The following is a 20,487-nucleotide window of genomic DNA, read 5'->3' on the forward strand; positions in this document are numbered from 1 at the left end:
TACCCTGCATTTTCCGCTTGACGCGGGCATTTTGGGTGCATACAATAGGAGCAAGAGGACAACGACGTCCGCACGGTCTGACCGCACGCCCGCAGGGGTTTGGGTCAAGGCTGTGCGGGCGTCTTTTTTTGATCTATGGAGCACAGAAGGAGGACATACGCTATGCTGAGGGAAGGTCAGGTACGTATCCCGGCGGGCTGCGCGATCTCGGGTATTTTTCACCGGGACGGCACGCGCGAGGACGGCACACGCATTATGCAGTCGATCAAGGTCATGCACGACCGCTCGAACGGTCTGGGCGGCGGCTTCGCCGGCTACGGCATCTACCCCGAATACAAAGATTATTACGCCCTGCACGTCTTTTTTGACACCCAGGAGGCGCGCGTCGCGTGCGAAGCGTTCTTAGACCGGCACTTTGACATTGTAAACCTGTCCAAGATTCCCACCCGCCGCCATCCGCGCATCGTGGACGAACCGATGATTTGGCGTTACTTTGTGCGTCCGCTGCATGTCAAGCTGGAAGCATCCCAGCTGGACGAGCGCGAGTACGTCGCACGCTGCGTCATCCGGGTCAACGACCAGATCGACGGCGCGTATATCTTCTCGTCGGGCAAAAACATGGGCGTTTTTAAGGCAGTCGGCTATCCCGAGGACGTAGGCGCGTTCTACCGTCTGGAAGAGTACAAGGCGTACTGCTGGACCTGTCACGGACGCTATCCGACCAACACCCCGGGCTGGTGGGGCGGTGCGCATCCCTTCGCGCTGCTGGACACGACGGTCGTGCACAACGGCGAGATTTCGTCCTACGATGCCAACCGTCGCGCCATTGAGATGTTTGGCTACAAGTGCAACTTGCAGACCGACACCGAGGTCATCACCTATATTGTCGACTACCTTGGCCGCAAGCTGGGTATGACGCATGAGGAGATTGCCCACGTCATCGCCGCACCCTTCTGGCAGACCATCGAGCGCATGGACGAGGAGCAGAAGAAGTATTACACCTATCTGCGCAATGCCTTTTCCAGCCTGCTCATCACCGGCCCGTTCTCCATCATGGTCGGCTTTGACGGCGGCCTGATGGCGCTCAATGACCGCCTCAAACTGCGCTCGCTGGTGGTCGGCGAGCAGGGCGACACGGTCTATCTCGCATCCGAGGAGAGCGCCATCCGCACCATCGCACCCGACCTCGACCGTCTGTACGCGCCGCGCGGCGGCGAGCCGGTCATTGTGACACTGAACGAAAGGAGCGCACAATAAGATGAACATCCGGGAATTTTTTCCGCTCTATGAGGTCGCACGCGACCCGGCACGGTGTGTAAAGTGCAAGCTGTGCGTGCGCGAGTGCGCCAACGAAGTGCACGCATTCAATGAAAAGCTGGGCGTACTGACCGCCGACGACAGCAAGTGCGTCAACTGCCAGCGCTGCGTCGCGGTCTGCCCGACCCGTGCGCTCAAGATCGTGCGCACCGACAATACCTATAAAGCGAACGCCAACTGGACGGGCGATGCCATGCGCGAGGTCTACCAGCAGGCGCAGACCGGCGGCGTGCTGCTCGCGTCCATGGGCAATCCGCAGCCCGGCCCGATCTACTGGGACAAACTGCTGCTCAACGCCTCTCAGGTCACCAATCCCCCCATCGACCCGCTGCGCGAGCCCATGGAGACCCGGGTCTTTCTGGGCAAGAAGCCGGGCAGTATCCTGCGCGGGCCGGATGGCAAGCTGATTCCCAACCAGACCCCGCAGCTTGCCCTGCGCAAGCCCATTCTGTTCTCGGCCATGAGCTACGGCTCGATCTCCTACAACGCCCACGCAGCCCTCGCACGCGCTGCGCAGGAACTGGGCATCTACTACAACACCGGCGAGGGCGGTCTGCACGAGGACTTTTACGCCTACGGCGACAACACCATCGTGCAGGTTGCGTCCGGTCGTTTCGGCGTACATACCGACTACCTGAACACGGGCGCGGCGATTGAAATTAAGATGGGACAGGGCGCAAAGCCGGGCATCGGCGGTCATCTGCCGGGTATCAAAGTCGGTCCGGACATCTCCAAAACCCGCATGATTCCCGAGGGCACCGACGCGATTTCGCCCGCGCCCCATCACGATATCTATTCCATCGAGGATTTGCGACAGCTGGTGTTCTCGCTCAAGGAGGCCACCGGCTACCGCAAGCCCATCATTGTCAAGGTGGCAGCCGTGCACAACGTCGCGGCCATCGCCTCGGGCATTGCCCGGTCGGGTGCGGATATCATCGCGATCGACGGCTGGCGCGGCGGCACGGGCGCAGCCCCGGCACGCATCCGCGACAACGTGGGTATTCCGATCGAGCTTGCACTCGCCGCGGTCGATACCAGACTGCGCGAGGAGGGCATCCGCGACGAGGTCTCGCTGATCGTGGGCGGTTCCATCCGCAGCTCGGCCGATCTGGTCAAGGCCATCGCGCTGGGCGCGGACGCGGTGTACATCGGCACGGCGGCGCTGCTCGCCATGGGCTGCCATCTGTGCCGCAGCTGCCAGCAGGGCAAGTGCAACTGGGGTATTGCCACCCAGCGCCCCGATCTGGTCGCACGCTTAGACCCCGACGAGGCCGCACGCAGACTTATCAATCTGGTCACGGCATGGGATCACGAGCTGCAGGAGATCATGGGCGGTATGGGCATCAACGCGGTCGAGGCGCTGCGCGGCAACCGTCTGATGCTGCGCGGTCTGGGTCTGACCGAAGCCGAACTGCGCGTGCTCGGTGTCAAGCACGCGGGTGAGTAAAGGGGGCAGAACAATGCACAAAACGATTGAAATGCAGGCCGCAGGCATGGATTATAGAGCATTAAACGACAGTTTACGCGCACAGGGCGCGAGCGAAATCACCGTGCGCGGCGTGATGGGGCAGCGGTACCTGGGCTGCGCGATGCAGGACAAGAACCTGACCCTGTACGGCACGCCGGGCAACGGTCTCGGGCAGTACCTGAGCGGCGGCAAGATCGAGGTCTTCGGCTCGGCGCAGGAGGCCACCGGCGACACCATGAACGCGGGTGAGATCGTGGTACATGGCCGGTGCGGCGACGCGGCGGGCTACGGAATGCGCGGAGGACGCATTCTCATTCGTGACGATGTGGGCTACCGCGCAGGCATCCACATGAAGGCTTACGAGAATCACGAGCCGGTTTTGGTCATTGGCGCGGGCGCGGGCTCTTTTTTGGGTGAATACCTCGCCGGCGGCCTGATTGTGGTGCTCGGCATCGGTCTGGACGGCAAATATCCCGCCGGATTCTTCTGCGGAACGGGCATGCACGGCGGAAAAATCATTTTGCGCTGTGACCGCAAACCCGAGGGATTGCCCGAACAGGTGTGCGTGCATGCGTGCACCGATGCCGACCGGGCGGAAATGCGGCCGCATGTCGAGGCGTATTGCGAAAAATTTGGCGGTGACCCCGAGGCTCTGCTGGGCGCACAGTATTTCGTGCTCAGCCCTAACCCGGAAAAGGGATATCACCGCATGTACACCAGCGTGATTTAATGCTGATTTGTCTGGAAAAATCCGAAAAATAACCGAGAAAAGACCGGTGTTTGTGCAGACACCGGCCTTTTTGTGTGCACAATATTGGGTACAAAAAAAGGCGTGCAAATCGCCCTTGTCCGGACAGATTCCACCCGATGCGGATATCTGTTCTTGTCCTTCTGACAAGGACACTTTTCCATATTGTGCGCGAACGAGGCAAAAAACTGTAAAAAGGGCGTTTTCAAACCGAAAAAAGTGTGATATACTAGAAAAAGTCAAAATTAAGGGAGTTGAAAGAAACACATGAAGAACCTCGTAACCCGTTGGAACGAGATCAGTCTGGTCAAGCGCATCATCTGCGGCCTGATTATTGGTATCGTTCTGGGTCTGGTCGTCCCGCAGGCGACCGCGCTTTCGCTGCTCGGCAATCTGTTTGTCGGTGCGCTCAAGGCGATCGCACCCATTCTCGTCCTGTTTTTGGTCATGTCCGCGCTGGCAAAGCACCAGGAGGGCAAGCAGACCAACATGAAGCATATCATCGGCCTGTATTTGCTCGGCACCTTCCTCGCCGGTCTGATGGCCGTTATCGCGTCTTTCCTGTTCCCCGTCACTCTGACGCTCACGCAGTCTACCTCGGACATCACCCCGCCCGGCGGCATCGGTGAGGTTCTGAACACCCTGATGATGAATCTGGTCGCAAACCCGGTCGACGCGCTGGTCAATGCAAACTATATCGGCATTCTGGCATGGGCTGTCCTGCTCGGCATCGCGCTGCGCAAGGCGCCCGAGGGCGTTAAGGTCGCCATTGAGTCGGTTGCAGACGCGATCTCGCAGATCGTTCGCTGGATCATCAACTGCGCACCCTTCGGCGTTCTGGGTCTGGTCTTCACCACCATTTCCCAGCAGGGTATCGACTCGCTGCTCAGCTACGGCAAGCTCATCGTGCTGCTGGTCGGCACCATGGCCTTCGTCGCTTTCGTGGTCAATCCCATCATCGTTTTCATCGGCATTCGCAGAAATCCCTTCCCGCTGGTGCTCAAGTGCCTCAAGGACAGCGGCATCACGGCTTTCTTTACCCGCTCTTCTGCGGCAAATATCCCGGTCAATATGCGCCTGTGCGCGGAGCTGGGTCTGGATCGTGATACCTACGCGGTCTCCATTCCGCTTGGCTCGACCATCAACATGGGCGGCGCTGCCGTGACCATTTCCATCCTGGCGCTGGCGGCTGCGAATACCCTGGGCATCCAGGTCGACTTCGCATCGGCTGTCGTGCTGAGCGTGCTGTCTGCCGTCTCGGCCTGCGGTGCGTCCGGCGTTGCCGGCGGCTCGCTGCTGCTCGTACCGCTCGCTTGCAGCCTGTTCGGCATCCCCAACGACGTCGCGATGCAGGTTGTCGGCGTTGGCTTCATCGTCGGCGTTATTCAGGACTCCTGCGAGACCGCAATCAATTCGTCCACCGACGTACTCTACACCGCAGTTGCTGAACTGTCCAAGCGCCGCAAGCTGGAAGGCTCTGCCGCTGCACAGTCCTATACCCAGGCATAAAACCCAAAGGAACGCTTTCGAGCGTTCCTTTTTTGTTAGATTTCTACCCATTTCTGCAAAATTTTACAAATGCTTTTCCAAGGTACGATTGTCTTTTCACGCAATGCGGGATATCATGAAAATAGAAATGACAATTCCGTGTGCACGCGATCACCTGACCGTTTTTTTCCAAAGAAAGGGGCCTTTGCCATGATTCCCTGTAAGTCCACCTGTCTGATGTATCAGGAAGGCTGTCACAAGACCTGCCCGGTCTGGCGGCAGCAGCAGAAAAAGCGCAGTGAGGAATATCGCCGCAAGCTCACCTATTTAAAGGAGTATAATGAGATTTGCAGCACGGTCGTCAGTCAGCTCAAACGCATGAGCTGTCATAGGACTTATTTTTAAGGAGGCGGGGAAACCCCAAATGCCCGATACCAGATTTACACAAAACCGAGAACTGTCCTGGCTGCGCTTTAACGAGCGCGTGCTGATGGAGGCCACCGACGAGACCGTGCCGCTGCTCGAGCGCCTCAAGTTCATCGCCATCTTCACCAGCAACCTGGACGAATTTTTTATGATTCGCGTGGGCAGTCTGTTCGATCTGTCCCACTTCAAGACGCACACCATCGACCAGAAGAGCGGCTGGACGCCTGGCGAGCAGCTGACGCACATCTATGAGGCCGTCCGCGTGCTCTACGCCCGCCGTCAGCAGATCTATCAGGAGGTCGAACAGCAGCTGCGCGTGCACGGCATCTGCCAGCTGCACTATGACGAGCTGGCAGAGACCGAGGTCAAGTTCGTGCGCCAGTATTTCAAATCCTCCATCGCGCCCATCCTGTCGCCGCAGATCGTGGACACCCACCATCCCTTCCCGCATCTGCAAAATAAGGCGCTGCACATCGGCGCATGGCTCAAATATAAAAACAATCCCATGTTTGCGGTCATCCCGGTGCCCGCAGCCCTGCCCGAGGTCATCTTTTTGCCCGGCGGCGAGACGCGATACATCCGTACTGAGGAAGTCATCCTAGAGCACGTGTCCCAGATCTTCAAGGACGACACGATCCTGGAAAAGACCGTCTTCTGCGTCACCCGTAACGCCGATATCAACCCCGACGATGAGGCGTTTGACTTCGACAGCGACGATTTCCGCGGCAAGATGAAAAAACTGCTGCGCCAGCGCCAGCGCCTCGCGCCCGTGCGCCTCGAGCTGTCCAGGCCGATCAGCGAGACCTTCTTAAAGTATCTCAAGGAGCACCTGCCGGTCACACAGGAACAGGTCTATGTCACCAATGCACCGCTTAAAATGGGTTATGCCTTTGCCCTGCCTGCAAAACTCAGCGAAAATAAGCGCCGCGCACTGACCGACGCGCCGTTTACACCCGGTGTACCGCACGGGGTGCGCTTAAATGCGCCCATTACACCGCAGGTACAGGCACATGATATCCTGCTGTCCTATCCGTTTGAGGGCATGGACACCTTTTTGCATCTTATCCGCGAGTCGGCATACGACCCGGATGTTATTTCCATTAAAATCACCATTTATCGACTGGCGCGTAAGGCCAAGTTGGTCGAGTACCTGTGCGCGGCTGCCGAGGCCGGCAAGGACGTGACCGCCTTTATCGAGCTGCGCGCACGCTTCGACGAGCAGAATAATATCGACTGGTCGGAACGTCTGGAGGACGCCGGATGCACGGTCATTTATGGCGTGGAGAACTATAAGGTGCACTCCAAGGTCTGCCTGATTACCCGCCGCAGCCAGGGCAGCGTGCAGTATATCACCCAGGTCGGCACGGGTAACTATAATGAAAAGACCGCTTTGCAGTATACCGACTTGTCGCTGATTACAGCCAATCCGGCGATCGGTCAGGATGCAAACCACTTCTTCCAGAACCTCGCCATTGGCAATGTGTCCGGTCAGTACGAGCACCTGATGGTCGCCCCGTCCTCGCTCAAAACTGGCATCATCCGCGAGATCGACCGCGAGATCGCCAAGCGCGGCGAGGGCCGCATCTTCATCAAGATGAACGCCATCACTGATATCGACCTGATTGAGAAACTCAAACAGGCTTCGTGCGCCGGTGTGCGCGTGCGTATGATCGTGCGCGGTATCTGCTGTATTCTGCCCGATATCCCAGAGAAAACCGAGAATATTGAGGTCATTTCCATCGTCGGACGCTTCCTCGAACACTCCCGCGTGTATTGCTTTGGTCAGGGAAATGACGAGCGTATGTATATCGCCTCGGCTGACTTTATGACGCGCAATACCGAAAAGCGCGTGGAGGTTGCATGCCCGATCTACGATCAGAACGTCCGCGAGAAGATTCATTATCTGATGGATACTTGCTGGGCGGATAACGTCAAGGCACGCGCTTTGCAGCGCGACGGCTCTTATCGTACCCGTCCGATTCGTGAGACGCCGATTGATAGTCAACAGATGCTGATGGCCAAGGCACTCGAACCGGATGATCAGATGATTGATCTGGAACCGGATAAAAAGCACGGGTTTATGGATTGGCTCACGGGTCTGTTCCACGGTCATAAAGGCTAAAAGCACCGCACCCCTAATTAAAGCTTTCGCCAGCCTTTCTCGAAAGGCTGCGGGTTCTCAGGGCAGAGCCCTGAGACGCCGTCCGCAGACGGCGGAATCCCCTTTTTGATTCCCGGTGTCCGCCCCGGGAATCAATTCAAACAAACAAAAAAGGAAAGACCGTCCGAAGGGACGGTCTTTCCCATGAGCGGCCAATGGCCGCGGGGTATTTCGCTCGCTGCGGCGAGCGATTATTTTTTTATTTTGGTTGATTCCGGTCAAAAGACCGGAATCAAAGGGGGAGTTTCGCGGCTTGCGAGCCGCGACTTGAGGCTCTGCCTCAAGACTCCGCAAGCCTTTCGAGAAAGGCTTGAGCGAAAGCTTCATTTCGCCTGCGGGCGGGATTAAGCCATCGCGCGGCACAAATTGACCATCTCAACTGCGCCCTGTGCGCAGTCAAAGCCCTTATTACCCGCCTTAGTGCCTGCACGCTCGATCGCCTGCTCAATGGTATCGGTGGTCAGCACGCCGAACATAACCGGTACGCCGGTCGACAGTGATACCTGTGCGATACCCTTAGACACTTCCGCGCACACATAATCATAATGGCTGGTGCTGCCGCGGATGACAGCGCCCAAGCAGATGACCGCGTCGTACTTACCGCTCTGTGCCATCTTGGACGCAATCAGCGGAATCTCAAACGCACCCGGTACCCAGGCAACGTCGATGTCCTCCTCGCGCACGTCCAGGCGGGTCAGGCCGTCCATTGCGCCGCCCAGCAGCTTACTGGTGATGAACTCGTTAAAACGTGCGGCAACGATGCCCACCTTGATGTTTTGCGCGGTCAGTTTTCCTTCAAACAGATTCATTATACTCATCCTTTCGGTCATTTTGTGCTTAGTAGTTCAAGATATGTCCCATGCGCTTCTGCTTGGTCTTGAGGTAGAACAGGTCGTGCGCGGTTGCGGCAACCTGAATGGGTACGCGCTCGACGATCTCCACGCCGAAACCGTCCAGACCATAGACCTTTTCCGGGTTATTGGTTAAGAGACGCAGCTCCTTCGCGCCCAGATCCTGCAAGATCTGCGCACCAATCCAGTACTCGCGCAGGTCGGGAGCAAAGCCCAGCTTGACATTGGCTTCGACCGTATCAAAGCCCTGTTCCTGCAGCTCGTACGCCTTGAGCTTGTTGATCAGGCCGATGCCGCGGCCTTCCTGACGCATGTACAGCAGCACACCGCGTCCCTCTTTCTCGATCTGGGTGAGGGCTGCCGCGAGCTGCTGGCCGCAGTCACACCGCGCCGAGCCGAACACGTCGCCGGTCAGGCACTCGGAGTGCACGCGGCACAGAAGCTGTTTGCCGTCGCCAATTTCGCCCTTGACCAGTGCGACATGGTGCTCGCCGGTCAGGTCGTTGATATAGCCGTAGATGCGGAAATCACCGAAACGGGTGGGCATCTCGGCGCAGGCCTCGCGCACGACGTGTTTGTCGTGACGGCGGCAGTAGTCCTGCAGATCCCGAATGGTAATCATGGTCATGCCCCATTTTTCCGCGTGCTCACGCAGCTCGTCGCCGCGCATCATGGTGCCATCGTCGCGCATGATCTCGCAGCACAGACCGCACTCGGGCAGGCCGGCGTGACGCATGAGGTCAACGGTGGCCTCGGTGTGACCCGGACGGCACAGCACACCGCCGCGGCGGGCAACCAGCGGGAACACATGACCCGGACGGCGGAAATCCTCCGGGCGGGAAGCCGGGTCGACGCAGGCACGGCAGGTAAAACCGCGCTCTTCGGCCGAGATACCGGTCGTGGTCTTGACGTGGTCAATGGACACGGTGAAGGCGGTCTGGTGGTTGTCGGTGTTGACCTTAACCATCTGCTCGAGACCCAGACGCTGGGCAATCTCCTCGCTCATGGGCGTGCAGATCAGTCCCTTGGCATACTTCGCCATGAAATTGACGTTTTCTGTGGTCGCAAACCGCGCGGCGCAGATCATATCGCCCTCATTTTCGCGGTTTTCGTCGTCGGTGACCAGGATGATCTTGCCCTGTCGCAGGTCTTCGAGCGCCTGCTCGATGGTGTTGTACTGTTGCATAAAAAAGCCTCCCAAATCAGTAGCCGCAGCGGGCTAAGAATGCCTGGGTGATGCCCGCATCCGGGCTGCCCAGCAGTTTTTCGACATATTTTCCGATGCAGTCGGTCTCCAGATTGACCGTATCCCCGACCCGTCGGGCGGACAGGGTGGTCTGTCCCTGGGTGTGCGGGATGATGGAGACCGAGAAGTCGCGTCCGGTGACTTGCGCGACGGTCAGGCTGATGCCGTCAATGGCGATCGAGCCTTTTTCCACGATGTAGCGCAGCAGCGACGGCGTGGCGCTGACCGTATACCAGACCGCATTGCCGTCCGGTCGAATACGGGTGATTCTGCCCGTGCCGTCGATGTGACCGGACACGATATGCCCGCCGAAGCGGCCATTTGCAGGCATGGCGCGCTCTAAATTGACCGGACTGCCCGGCCCCAGTGCGCCGAGCGACGAGCGGTTCAGCGTCTCGTGCATCACGTCGGCGGTGAACGCGCTCGATGTAAACGAAGTGACCGTCAGGCACACGCCGCACACCGCGATGCTGTCGCCCAGATGCACGTCCTCGAGCACCTTGGACGCTGTAATCGTCAGCACGGCGTTTGCCGGCTCGCGCCGGATGGACTGTACCCGTCCGACTTCCTCTACGATTCCTGTAAACATGCAATGACCTCACTTTCCAGCAGCAGATCGTCGCCCAGCTGGGTGACACGGGGTGCGGACAGGTGGACGGCGTCGTCCGGGTAGGCAACGCCCACGCCCTGCACCGGGGTTTTGGCCTGTGCGCCGCCGAACAGCTTGGGCGCGATGTAGGCTTGGACACGGTGGACGATACCCGCACGCAGCGCCGCCCAGGCGAGCGTGCCGCCGCCCTCGAGCACGATGCTGTCGATGCCGCGTGCGCCGAGTGCCTGCATGAGCGCTGCAAGATCGACATGCCCGTCGGCGTCTGCCGGAACGGTCAAAATCTCGCATCCCGCGGCCAGATAGGGTGCGTGGCGGTCGGAGTCGGTGCAGCAGGTCGCCAAGATGGTAGTCAGGCTGCCCGCGCTCTCGACCAGACGGGCGGAGGGCGGGGTAGACAGGCGGCTGTCGCACACGATGCGGATGGGGTCGCGTCCGCCGGGGATGCGGCAGGTCAGCATGGGGTCGTCGGCCAGCACCGTGCCCACACCGACCATGATCGCCGTGTACCGGTTGCGGTCGCGATGCACCTGCTCACGTGCAATTTCGCCGGTAATCCACTGGGAAGCGCCCGTGCGTGTGGCAATCTTGCCGTCCATGGTCATGGCGTATTTGAGCACCACAAAGGGTGTTTTGTTGCGAATATAGTGGAAAAACGGTGCGTTTAAGCGGTCACACTCGTCTTTCAGGACGTTTTCCACCACTTCAATGCCGTGTTCGCGCAGGATGCGCACGCCCTTCCCGGCAACCAGCGGGTTGGGGTCGGACGAACCGACGACCACGCGCGCAAGTCCCTGTTCGATGAGCGCGTCGGTGCACGGCGGGGTCTTGCCGTGGTGGCAGCAGGGTTCAAGCGTCACGTAGATGGTCGCGCCGCGCGGTGACTCGGTGCAGTTTGCCAGCGCGTTGCGCTCGGCGTGCGGCCCGCCGAACATGGCGTGCCATCCCTCACCGATCACCCGGCCATCTCGGACGATGACCGCGCCGACCAGAGGATTGGGGCTGACATGTCCCGCGCCGCGTGCGGCAAGCGACAGCGCACGGCGCATATATTCCAGATCTTCAGCCGAATGGCTCATAAAATACCGCCTCATTTCTGCAAAAAAAGATGCCCCGAACCTTGGGGTTCAGGGCATGAGACAAAATCGAAAAATAAGCGCATTTACCAACAAAAAAACCCGGAATGCAAGCATTCCAGGGCGTAAAAGTTCGGCAAATACACGCAGATCATGTGATCTTGGGGTTTTGTCATCTTCTTTCATCCAGACTGTACTGTCGGCTTCGGAGTTTCACCGAATCATGCCTTGCGGCTCGTGGGCTGTACCACCGGTAGGGAATTGCACCCTGCCCTGAAGATGTATGTTCTATCAACGAGGCCAGTATACGCCCGGACGGCGAATTTTGTCAAGCATTATTTTAGCACAGTGCCGTAAAAAATATGTGGGCAGCCCAAAACCAGCGGGCCAAATGAGAGGACAAAAAAGGTCAGAAACCATGCGATGGGACAGAGGTTTTTGTACCCGGATGAATGATACAAAACGTAGGGAATATAAAACACAAAATAGGGCGCGCGCGGACTAGAACAGCGGTGTGCATTTGACGGGAGATGAAACATAGAAAGGCTTGACAGAGGTACCTCGGACGTGAGAGAATGATAGAAATAAATCATCCTTTCTGCCGCAAAAAATCTGGACGGTTTGCCCGTCTGCACACGATTTTTGACCGGCTGAAAGTACGTACCCAGGAGGGCAAAAATGGAAATGAATATACATGATTTTGTCCCGTCACTGGAGTTTCTTTACGACGCGGTTGCAGACAGTATTATGGGATATTTGTACCTGACCGACATCAGGAGCGACCGCATCTGTATCTCGGAAAAAGCAAGGCAGGATTTCGGCTTTTCCGAGTGTGTGATTCAGAACGCGCGTGAAACCTGGCTTGCGCGCATTCACCCGCGTGATCGCGACCGGGTAGACGAGTCTATTTCGCTGCTGTACAGCACACAGAAACAAACTTTTGACGACGAATTTCAGATGCGTGCAACCTCAGGACGGTATTTCTGGGTGCGTGCGCGCGGACGCATCTACCAGCCGCCCGGCATGGACAAGCCCACCCACGTCATCGGCATTCTGGAGAATCTCGAGCAGGACGGCGAGGTCGATCGCGTGACCGGTCTGCACACGAGTGACCGCTGCCGCCGGGTGGTCGAGTCGCTGATTGCGCACGGACAGGCGCAGCAGTGCGGCATTCTGCTCTTTAACATCGACGATTTTACCCGCATCAATATGCTGTACTCACACGCATTCGGCGATATGGTACTGCGCACAGTCATTCAGGAATTGCAGGCACTTCTGCCCGAGGGCGCTGACCTGTACCGCCTCAACGGCGACCAGTTCCTCGTGCTGTGCCGTGCGTGCAATCATGCCAAGATGCGCGAGCTGTTCGAGTGCTTGCAGGAGTACGTCCGCCACCTGCGCAGCCTGGACGGCATCAGCTATCAGTTCAGCATTTCGGGCGGCGTGGCGATGTTTGCCGACAGCGGGCCTGATTGGGCAGGTCTGCTGCGCAACGCGGTGCTTGCCATGCGTCAGGCCAAGAAGAGCGGCAAGAACCGACTCAAAATCTTCTGCCCGTCCATGCTGCCAAGCACCCTGCACGAGCAAAAACTGATTCAGGAACTCAGCCAGAGCGTCGCCCGCGGATTTGAGGGCTTTTATCTGGTGTACCAGCCCATTTGCACGGCAGATTCGCTGCGTTTGGTGGGTGCAGAAGCGCTTTTGCGCTACGAAAGCCCGGAATTCGGACGCATTCGACCGGACAGCTTCGTTCCCTTGCTCGAGCGCGAGGGACTGATGAGCGACGTGGGCATGTGGGCATTCCGACAGGCGGTGTCAGTGTGCAAGACTTGGGTCGAGCAGCTGCCCGAATTCACCATGAACGTCAATGTCTCGCTCTATCAGTCGCTCGGCGACGGGTTCAGTCAGCGCGTGTTCCAGACGTTAAACGAGATCGGTCTGCCGCCCGAGCATCTGGTGCTCGAGCTGACCGAGAGTTGCTTTGCCGACGAGGAGAGCGGTGTTGCACAGACGCTGTCCACCCTGCGTGCGGGCGGCATCCGGCTGGCGATCGACGACTTCGGCACTGGCTATTCCTCTCTCGGACGCTTGCAGCAGCTGCCGAGCGATATCGTCAAGATCGACCGCTCGTTTATCACATCCATTCACAACAACAGTTATAACTATAACTTCGTCAAGGCGGTCATTGCCCTGTGCCACAACGCCGGCTTGCGCGTGTGCGTTGAGGGCATCGAGACGCAGGACGAGCTGCGCACGGTCAACAACCTGTACGCCGACACCTGTCAGGGCTATTACACGTCCAAACCGCTGGACGCGGATACCTTCGCGCGTGACCTGATTGCCCACCCCGACTGTTTCCGGTCCCGTTCGGCACGGGCTGATAAGCAGGAGCGCAACAACACCATGCTCAGCGACAACGACTTGCTGCGCACGATGATGAACGCAACGCCGCTCAGCATTAACGTGTGGAATGAAAAATTCGAGAATATGGCGTGCAATACCGCGGTGGTCGAGCTGTTCGACCTGCGCAACGAGGGTGAATACCTAGAACGCTTCTTTGAGTTGTCCCCGCCCTGCCAGCCCGATGGCCGTCCGTCCTCCGAGGTCGCATACGAAAAGATTTCCCAGGCGTTCCGCGAGGGGCGCACGGTCTTCTCGTGGATGCATCAAAAGCTGGACGGCACACCCATTCCGGCAGAGATTACGCTCGTTCGGATGCCGTATCAAAAAGGGTACATTGTGGCAGGATATACCCGCGACCTGCGCCCACAGGAAAATTCATCCAAAACCGAATAAGCAAAACAGGATGCAGTCAGCCGATTGTATCCTGTTTTTTTATGCCCTTCTATGCCGACGCTTGCGCTGTCCGATCGCTATTTAACAAAATCCACATTGTGTTAAATAGAATCCTGTCACCCTGCACAAAAACACAGAAAGAGGGTTGTATATTTTGCACTTTGTCCGTAGGACTTGCCTGAATTTAACATATTGTAGTATACTGTTTGATAAAGAAAGGATGGGATAGATGAAAACCGTTCAGCCGATCCGCGACCATGCCAAGATCGACGCGATGAAAAAAGCCCTGCTGTGCAAGAGCGAACGCAACTATTTTTTGTTCGTTCTGGGCATCAATGTGGGAATGCGCATCAGCGACCTGCTGCCGCTGCGCATCGGTGACCTCATGGGCACCCATCTGGTCGTGCAGGAGAAAAAGACCGGAAAGCGCAAGCGCTTTTTTATCAATAACCAGCTGCGCCACGAGATCGAGCAGTACACCGTCGGGCGCGCGCCCGAGGAATACGTCTTTCCCAGCCGCAAGGGCGGGCACATCAGCCGCATTCAGGCGTACTATATTTTAAACGACGCCGCACGCGAGGTCGGGCTGGACAACATCGGCACGCACACGCTGCGCAAGACCTTCGGATATTTCCATTATAAGCGATACAAGGACGTGGCGCTGCTCCAGCAGCTCTTCAACCACGCGTCGCCGTCCATCACTCTGCGCTATATCGGTATTACGCAGGACGAAATCGACGACACGTTGGCCGACTTCTTCCTCTGACCGCACCGAGAGACACAAAAAACCACCCGATTGGGTGGTTTTTTTGTCTGATAGGTAATAGTGAATAGTGAATAGTGAAGAGTGAAGAAGTAAAAAGTGAAGAAGTAAAAAGTGAAAACACCTATTCCCTATTCACTCTTACTTCTTCCTTCAAATCCCGGCTTTGCCGGGATTTATGCGCGTGTTTCATGTCGTACATCTGCGAGTCCGCGCGCTGAATGATCGTATCAAGTGTGTCATTGGGCTGGCGCAGCGCAATGCCGTAGCTGAACGCCATCGGCATATTTCCTTCGGTCTGGGCGAGCGCTTCACTGATCGATTCCAGACGCTGACGGGCGGAATCCCGGGTCATATTGTGGAATAACAGGATGAATTCGTCCCCGCCGAAGCGGAACAGCGCGTCCTCATCCTTGCGGCAGGCGTGCTGCAGGAGCTGGGACACGGTCAGAATGTACTGATCGCCATGACTGTGGCCGTATACGTCGTTGACCTGTTTGAGTCCGTCCAGATCGATCAGGCACAGCGCAAAGGGTGTGTCCTGTTCCAGCCAGTGGGTCAGTGTCTGCTGTGCCGCGCGGCGGTTGGGCAGACCGGTCAGAGCGTCCTGATTGGAAGCCGCGGCGAGCTGTGCTTCCTGCACCTGCCGGAAGGCGAGCGCCTTTTGCAGGGTTGTGTTTTGCAGATGCAGGTGATCGAGGTAGCTCAGGCGGGCGGCGTAGCACAGCGACCAGTACAGACCGAGCAGGGCAAACAGGCAGGATGCCAGACTCCACAGCTTGGGCAGCGGGGAATAGTCGAGCCGCAAGTACAAGAGCAGGTGCAGGGTCAGAGACACGAACAGCACCACCATAATCCAGAGCAAAAACGGCAGATGCCGCCGCAGGCGCAGAATGCGGACAAGCGATGCGGCATAGCGGCTGCCGGACAGCCAGCGCAGTCCAAGACCGGTCAGCATGAAGCCGACGACTGCCGAGGACACGCGCAGGAAGTCAAACGGGGAAAAACTGGCCAGCGGAATGCGCAGAACCAGTGAAAAGGCTGCGCGCAGGAGCAGATTGACCGCCATCCCGCACAGGATGCACAGCAGGGTGAGAAAGAATGCGCCCAGCTTGTCCGATGGGAACAGGATGAGAAATTCAATGGACAGGATAATCAGGAATAAAATCCAGTTGGCAATCAGCTCGAGTTCCAGTGCGGCGACCAGACAGAGCACGGAAAAATTGATGGGAAAGACGATGGTCGAGGACAGACGGCTCACCGGCTGCGGGGTCAGAACGGTATAGCCGATTTTAAGCGCACCGCCGCAGTAAATATAGTAAGAGATGGCCGTGCACAGGAGAAAGATCAAATTGTCATGCATGATCCGACCGTCCTTTCCGCTCTTTTTTGCGGGTGTACATGCGCTGGTCTGCGCATTCGAGCAGGGTGTGCACGTCGCGCGCCTCGGTCGAGTCCGAAGTACCGAAGCTGAACAGCAGCGCTTCCTCGCCCTGTTCGATCTCGCGCCCGATCTCCTCCATACGCTGGTCGGCCATCACGCGGTCGCATCCGGGCAGGATGAGCACAAATTCATCGCCGCCGATGCGTGCGAGTGCGTCCGAGGGTCGAATATGGTGGTGCATCTGGTCGACAAAGCTGCAAAGGTAGTGGTCACCCTGCTGGTGGCCGTGGGTGTCGTTGATGTGCTTGAGGCGGTCGAGATCGAAGTAGACCACCGCGAACAGCGTGTGCTGTTCGAGCAGCGTGCCGATGTACTGGAAGGCGTAAACACGGGAAAACGCACCGGTCAGCTCGTCGTGATAGGCACTGTGGCGCAGGATGCGCAGACGGCTGTCGGCCTGGGCAAGCGAGCGGTTAAGCTCATCATAAGAGTGCTCGGCGTCGCTGGTCAGCGAGATATAATAGATGTTGACCAGATAGCCCACCAGCAGAAAGATCAAAAGCAGGTTGGAGCCGAGCAGAAAAGCCGGAATAAGCAGATGGGTGGGGTCGAGGTCGCACAGGATACTCTGCGCAAACAGATAGATGACGCTGAGCATGGTAAAGTGCTTGAAAAAGCGAAAATCTTTGATCTGTCCGTGATCGAGAATGGAGCGGTACTGCGGCAGAAAGAGCCGGTTTAAGAGCTTTACCAGAAGGCCGAAGCCCAGCGCAATGCAGATACTGAACACGCGCGAGGTCTGCATGGAAAGAATCTCGTCCAGACTGCGATCGGAATGCAGTGCAAAAATGCTGATCAGGCACAGGTGCACCGCGACCATCTGCACGAAACGCACGATAAAGGTTTCAAATGGCGTGGTGCGTGACAGACGGCATACCATACTCTGTGCAAACTGACAGACGAAAATCAGCCCGTAAAACAGAGACAGCGAGAAATAATGCGGGGAAAACAGCAGAAAAGTCTGTGCGGCGACGGACAAAAGCTGAATCAAAATCAGAGAGAGCGGACGGGTGGTCAGCGTGTCCATCCGCGACAAAAAGTACAGATGATACAAGTTTTCCGCCAGATTACATACAACAAATAATAAAATCAGGGTCGGCGCGGTATCACTCATGGGTTCCTCCGAATGATTGATCGTGCGGCGCATACGCCGGAATTATTTTTTTCCATTATATCAGATGCAACCTGTGGGGGAAAGTTTCAGTTTCAATAAATTTCACAAAATTTTCAGTGAATTTTGTAACACATACACAGATATTTTGCGATATAAACAAAAACGACCGAATGGAACTGGGAAAAATGCATATAGGGGCGAGTTTGTATATAAATTCATGCGCAAATTTTCTGCAAATTGTGACACGCTCTGATAAAATGACGCTTTATGCGTGCAAAAAATACAAGAAATGGCAAAAATGGGATTGAGAGCGCGGTGAAATAGGTGTATAATCATTCAGTAAGTTTTTATAGTTTTCGGAAAAGGGGGAACCTGCGTATGAGTTATACGCGTATTTGGATCACAGGCTCGTCCGGCCGTCTGGGCTCGGCGCTGTGCCGCCTGCTGACCAATATTGAATACCGCATCCTGCCGAGCGATCTGGACGTGCCGATCGGCGACAGCGAAGCGGTCAACCACTTTGCGGATGTCAGCCATCCCGACGTCATTATCAACTGTGCCGGTCTGACCGACGTGCAGAAGTGCGAGGCCTCGCCCGAGGAAGCGTACAAGGCAAACGCACTCGGCGCGCGCAATCTGGCCATTGCCGCCCGCCGCATTGATGCAAAGCTCATTCAGATCTCGACCGACGACGTGTTCGAGGGCATGAGCAACAAGCCGCTGCACGAGTTTTTGGAGCCGCACCCGGTTACGATCTACGGCAAGAGCAAGTATGCGGGTGAGCGTCTGGTACGTGAGCTGACCGACAAGCATGTCATCGTGCGCTCGTCGTGGATTTACGGTGCAGGTGCAAACGATTTCCTGCATCAGGTACTGGAAGCAGGCAAGAAGGGGGAGCCGATCCAGGTTGCCGGCGACGAGATTTCGTCCCCGACCAGTGCCGACGCGCTGGCCGGCTTCATCCAGAAGCTGATCGAATCGCGTGAGTACGGCGTGTACCACGCATCCTGCACCGGTGCGTGCACCCGTGCCGAGTTTGCGCGTGAGATTCTGCGCCTGAGCGGTTACGACGAAAATCTGGTGCAGACCACGGTCGCAGGCGAGACCATGCGTCCGCGCTTTACGCTGCTGGACAATATGATGATGCGCATGACCGGCCTGTACGAGATGCCCGACTGGAAAACCGCACTGACCGATTATTTCGGTAAGAAGGGGGCGCGGTGATGGCTAAGACAGAGAAGAAAAAGATCGGCCTGACAACGCGTATCTTTATTTCGCTGTTGCTGGGCGCGATTCTGGGCGTTTTCCTGCACTACTGCGTGCTGCCCAATGACGCCGTACAGAATATTCTGGTCGACGGCGTGTTCTATGTGGTCGGACAGGGCTTCCTGCGCCTCATGCAGATGCTGGTCGTACCGCTGGTTCTGTGCTCGCTCATCTGCGGCGCGTCCGCGATCGGCGATACCAAGACGCTTGGTAAAGTCGGCGTGCGCACGGTTGTCTTTTACATTATTACAACCGCGCTTGCGGTCGCGGTTGCACTGACCGTTGCCCGCATCATTAACCCCGGTGTTGGCATGGATCTGAATACGCTGGAAGTGGCTGAGACTCAGATCGCAACCACCCAGACGTCCATGGTAGACACGCTGCTCGATATCATCCCCAAAAACCCGATTGAGTCGCTGGCAACCGGCAACATGCTGCAGATCATCGTCTTTGCCATCATCGTCGGTATCATCCTGGCAAAGCTGGGCGACAAGACCCAGATCGTACACAACCTGTTCCAGCAGGGCAACGATATTATGATGGAAATGACCATGATGGTCATGTCGCTGGCACCGATCGGCGTTTTCTGCCTGATCGCACGTACCTTCTCGGGCATGGGCTTTGACGCATTCCAGCCGCTCATCAAATATATGTTTGCGGTTATGCTCGCGCTGGTCATTCAGTGCCTGGGCGTTTATCAGATCCTGCTCAAGGTATTCACCGGACTCAATCCCATCCGTTTTATCAAGAAGTTTCTGCCGGTCATGGGCTTTGCGTTCTCGACCGCGACCTCCAATGCGACCATCCCGCTGTCGATTGATACGCTGGAGCGCAAGATGGGCGTATCGCGCCGCATTTCGTCCTTTACTATCCCGCTGGGCGCGACCATCAATATGGATGGTACGTCCATCATGCAGGGCGTTGCGGTCGTGTTCATCGCGCAGGCTTACGGCATCGCGCTGACCCCGATGGACTACTTGACCGTTATTGCGACCGCGACCCTGGCGTCGATCGGTACGGCTGGCGTTCCGTCGGTTGGTCTGGTCACCCTGTCTATGGTTCTGACCTCGGTCGGCCTGCCCATCGAAGGCATCGGCTTTATTATGGGTATCGACCGTATTCTGGATATGTCGCGTACTGCGGTCAACATCACCGGTGACGCAGTCTGCACGACCATCGTCGCAAACCAGAATCAGGCACTCGACAAGGAAGTATTTAATAAGAAGGAAGCAGAGCTGGAAGCGTAAGGCTTTGCGCTGCATGGAGAAGTCGGTCTTTGACCGACTTCTTTTTTGCACAAAAAAAGAAGTCAAATTTTGTAAAAAAAGATTGACAACGGTCGACCGCGGTGGTATCCTATACAGGCTGTCTCCGAGAGGCGGCCTCCACAACGAAAGAAGCGTCACGACGATTTGAAACTTTTTGAATAATGGGTCAAGAAAGTGAAAAAAAGTTGTTGACACAGGATTCTGGCTGTGGTATTATAAATAGGCTGACCGATTGATCAGCGAAACCGGACGAAAAGTTTGGAAAAGTTCAGATTTAACGATTCGGAGTGCGAAAAACTTCGAAAAAAGTTAAAAAAGAGCTTGACAAACAGAAAAGAGTCTGGTAAAATAAATAAGCACTTCACCGAAAGGTGAGCGCTTAAAAAACTTTAGCGGTTGGTACCTTGGTCAATTTCCTGATGAAATTGACACGCGGTACAAAAAA

17 protein-coding genes and 1 riboswitch are annotated in these 20,487 nt (G+C 56.8%); of the genes, 11 read left to right on the forward strand and 6 right to left on the reverse strand.

What is annotated here, in order from left to right; genetic code table 11:
- The first annotated feature begins 162 nt into the window (after positions 1–162).
- The 7 genes from B5F17_RS10655 to B5F17_RS10685 all read left to right on the forward strand — a co-directional run bounded on the left by B5F17_RS10655 (position 163) and on the right by B5F17_RS10685 (position 7,956).
- Positions 163–1,257 (forward strand): class II glutamine amidotransferase, encoded by a 1,095-nt coding sequence (locus B5F17_RS10655; protein ID WP_016149263.1) that lies wholly within the window; start codon positions 163–165, stop codon positions 1,255–1,257.
- A 1-nt stretch (position 1,258) separates the two neighbouring features.
- Complete coding sequence (locus B5F17_RS10660; RefSeq protein WP_087373701.1) at positions 1,259–2,764, forward strand: glutamate synthase-related protein; 1,506 nt, start codon at positions 1,259–1,261, stop codon at positions 2,762–2,764.
- 13 nt (positions 2,765–2,777) lie between these two features.
- Positions 2,778–3,515, forward strand: a complete 738-nt coding sequence (locus B5F17_RS10665; protein WP_087373703.1) for a GltB/FmdC/FwdC-like GXGXG domain-containing protein — start codon at positions 2,778–2,780, stop codon at positions 3,513–3,515.
- A gap of 285 nt (positions 3,516–3,800) precedes the next feature.
- Positions 3,801–5,042: a serine/threonine transporter SstT gene (gene sstT / locus B5F17_RS10670; RefSeq protein WP_087373705.1), complete on the forward strand. Its 1,242-nt coding sequence runs from the start codon at positions 3,801–3,803 to the stop codon at positions 5,040–5,042.
- Positions 5,043–5,231: 189 nt separating this feature from the next.
- Positions 5,232–5,426: a hypothetical protein gene (locus B5F17_RS10675; RefSeq protein ID WP_016149267.1), complete on the forward strand. Its 195-nt coding sequence runs from the start codon at positions 5,232–5,234 to the stop codon at positions 5,424–5,426.
- A gap of 19 nt (positions 5,427–5,445) precedes the next feature.
- Positions 5,446–7,569 (forward strand): polyphosphate kinase 1, encoded by a 2,124-nt coding sequence (gene ppk1 / locus B5F17_RS10680; protein ID WP_087373707.1) that lies wholly within the window; start codon positions 5,446–5,448, stop codon positions 7,567–7,569.
- A 183-nt stretch (positions 7,570–7,752) separates the two neighbouring features.
- Complete coding sequence (locus B5F17_RS10685; RefSeq protein WP_087373709.1) at positions 7,753–7,956, forward strand: hypothetical protein; 204 nt, start codon at positions 7,753–7,755, stop codon at positions 7,954–7,956.
- Here B5F17_RS10685 and ribH read toward each other — a convergent pair.
- Genes ribH through ribD form a run of 4 tightly spaced genes read right to left on the reverse strand, consistent with a single transcriptional unit; the run spans position 7,953 to position 11,394 of the window.
- Positions 7,953–8,417 (reverse strand): 6,7-dimethyl-8-ribityllumazine synthase, encoded by a 465-nt coding sequence (gene ribH, locus B5F17_RS10690; protein ID WP_016149269.1) that lies wholly within the window; start codon positions 8,415–8,417, stop codon positions 7,953–7,955. The genes B5F17_RS10685 and ribH overlap by 4 nt on opposite strands.
- A 28-nt stretch (positions 8,418–8,445) precedes the next feature.
- On the reverse strand, positions 8,446–9,645 hold the full coding sequence (locus tag B5F17_RS10695; protein ID WP_087373711.1) for a bifunctional 3,4-dihydroxy-2-butanone-4-phosphate synthase/GTP cyclohydrolase II: 1,200 nt from the start codon (positions 9,643–9,645) through the stop codon (positions 8,446–8,448).
- 16 nt (positions 9,646–9,661) lie between these two features.
- Entirely contained in the window at positions 9,662–10,294 is a 633-nt protein-coding gene (locus B5F17_RS10700) for a riboflavin synthase (RefSeq protein WP_087373713.1), read from the reverse strand.
- Positions 10,276–11,394, reverse strand: a complete 1,119-nt coding sequence (ribD, locus tag B5F17_RS10705) for a bifunctional diaminohydroxyphosphoribosylaminopyrimidine deaminase/5-amino-6-(5-phosphoribosylamino)uracil reductase RibD (RefSeq protein WP_087373715.1) — start codon at positions 11,392–11,394, stop codon at positions 10,276–10,278. Before ribD ends, B5F17_RS10700 begins: the two co-directional genes overlap by 19 nt.
- Before the next feature lie 167 nt (positions 11,395–11,561).
- Positions 11,562–11,676: riboswitch (FMN riboswitch) on the reverse strand.
- 393 nt (positions 11,677–12,069) lie between these two features.
- On the opposite strand from ribD, the gene B5F17_RS10710 reads away from it, so the two are divergent.
- Both B5F17_RS10710 and B5F17_RS10715 read left to right on the forward strand, forming a co-directional pair.
- The gene (locus B5F17_RS10710; RefSeq protein WP_087373717.1) at positions 12,070–14,187 is read left to right on the forward strand and encodes a bifunctional diguanylate cyclase/phosphodiesterase; all 2,118 of its coding nucleotides are present in this window, start codon (positions 12,070–12,072) and stop codon (positions 14,185–14,187) included.
- Positions 14,188–14,416: 229 nt separating this feature from the next.
- Positions 14,417–14,953 carry a site-specific integrase gene (locus B5F17_RS10715; protein WP_087373719.1) on the forward strand — a complete coding sequence of 179 codons (537 nt, stop codon included), beginning with the start codon at positions 14,417–14,419 and terminating at the stop codon, positions 14,951–14,953.
- Positions 14,954–15,074: 121 nt separating this feature from the next.
- Here B5F17_RS10715 and B5F17_RS10720 read toward each other — a convergent pair whose 3' ends face one another.
- Positions 15,075–16,313 carry a GGDEF domain-containing protein gene (locus tag B5F17_RS10720; protein ID WP_087373720.1) on the reverse strand — a complete coding sequence of 413 codons (1,239 nt, stop codon included), beginning with the start codon at positions 16,311–16,313 and terminating at the stop codon, positions 15,075–15,077.
- Positions 16,306–17,508 (reverse strand): GGDEF domain-containing protein, encoded by a 1,203-nt coding sequence (locus B5F17_RS10725; protein ID WP_162608156.1) that lies wholly within the window; start codon positions 17,506–17,508, stop codon positions 16,306–16,308. Before B5F17_RS10725 ends, B5F17_RS10720 begins: the two co-directional genes overlap by 8 nt.
- Positions 17,509–17,886: 378 nt before the next feature.
- Between B5F17_RS10725 and rfbD the strand changes: the two genes are divergently transcribed.
- Both rfbD and B5F17_RS10735 read left to right on the forward strand, forming a co-directional pair.
- Positions 17,887–18,732 carry a dTDP-4-dehydrorhamnose reductase gene (rfbD, locus tag B5F17_RS10730; protein ID WP_087373724.1) on the forward strand — a complete coding sequence of 282 codons (846 nt, stop codon included), beginning with the start codon at positions 17,887–17,889 and terminating at the stop codon, positions 18,730–18,732.
- The gene (locus B5F17_RS10735) at positions 18,732–20,021 is read left to right on the forward strand and encodes a dicarboxylate/amino acid:cation symporter (RefSeq protein WP_087373726.1); all 1,290 of its coding nucleotides are present in this window, start codon (positions 18,732–18,734) and stop codon (positions 20,019–20,021) included. The genes rfbD and B5F17_RS10735 overlap by 1 nt, the downstream gene beginning before the upstream one ends.
- Positions 20,022–20,487: the final 466 nt, after the last annotated feature.

The organism is Butyricicoccus pullicaecorum (assembly GCF_002160355.1).
Lineage (GTDB): Bacteria > Bacillota > Clostridia > Oscillospirales > Butyricicoccaceae > Butyricicoccus > Butyricicoccus pullicaecorum.

Bases quoted from the DNA above. Each gene is read 5' to 3' on its own strand.
- B5F17_RS10665 (WP_087373703.1), top strand. From the start codon at position 2,778: ATGCACAAAACGATTGAAATGCAGGCCGCAGGCATGGATTATAGAGCA.
- rfbD (WP_087373724.1), top strand. From the start codon at position 17,887: ATGAGTTATACGCGTATTTGGATCACAGGCTCGTCCGGCCGTCTGGGC.
- B5F17_RS10675 (WP_016149267.1), top strand. From the start codon at position 5,232: ATGATTCCCTGTAAGTCCACCTGTCTGATGTATCAGGAAGGCTGTCAC.
- ribD (WP_087373715.1), bottom strand. From the start codon at position 11,394: ATGAGCCATTCGGCTGAAGATCTGGAATATATGCGCCGTGCGCTGTCG.
- B5F17_RS10655 (WP_016149263.1), top strand. From the start codon at position 163: ATGCTGAGGGAAGGTCAGGTACGTATCCCGGCGGGCTGCGCGATCTCG.
- sstT (WP_087373705.1), top strand. From the start codon at position 3,801: ATGAAGAACCTCGTAACCCGTTGGAACGAGATCAGTCTGGTCAAGCGC.
- B5F17_RS10710 (WP_087373717.1), top strand. From the start codon at position 12,070: ATGGAAATGAATATACATGATTTTGTCCCGTCACTGGAGTTTCTTTAC.
- B5F17_RS10720 (WP_087373720.1), bottom strand. From the start codon at position 16,313: ATGCATGACAATTTGATCTTTCTCCTGTGCACGGCCATCTCTTACTAT.
- B5F17_RS10735 (WP_087373726.1), top strand. From the start codon at position 18,732: ATGGCTAAGACAGAGAAGAAAAAGATCGGCCTGACAACGCGTATCTTT.
- B5F17_RS10695 (WP_087373711.1), bottom strand. From the start codon at position 9,645: ATGCAACAGTACAACACCATCGAGCAGGCGCTCGAAGACCTGCGACAG.
- ppk1 (WP_087373707.1), top strand. From the start codon at position 5,446: ATGCCCGATACCAGATTTACACAAAACCGAGAACTGTCCTGGCTGCGC.
- B5F17_RS10715 (WP_087373719.1), top strand. From the start codon at position 14,417: ATGAAAACCGTTCAGCCGATCCGCGACCATGCCAAGATCGACGCGATG.
- B5F17_RS10660 (WP_087373701.1), top strand. From the start codon at position 1,259: ATGAACATCCGGGAATTTTTTCCGCTCTATGAGGTCGCACGCGACCCG.
- B5F17_RS10725 (WP_162608156.1), bottom strand. From the start codon at position 17,508: ATGAGTGATACCGCGCCGACCCTGATTTTATTATTTGTTGTATGTAAT.
- B5F17_RS10700 (WP_087373713.1), bottom strand. From the start codon at position 10,294: ATGTTTACAGGAATCGTAGAGGAAGTCGGACGGGTACAGTCCATCCGG.
- B5F17_RS10685 (WP_087373709.1), top strand. From the start codon at position 7,753: ATGAGCGGCCAATGGCCGCGGGGTATTTCGCTCGCTGCGGCGAGCGAT.
- ribH (WP_016149269.1), bottom strand. From the start codon at position 8,417: ATGAATCTGTTTGAAGGAAAACTGACCGCGCAAAACATCAAGGTGGGC.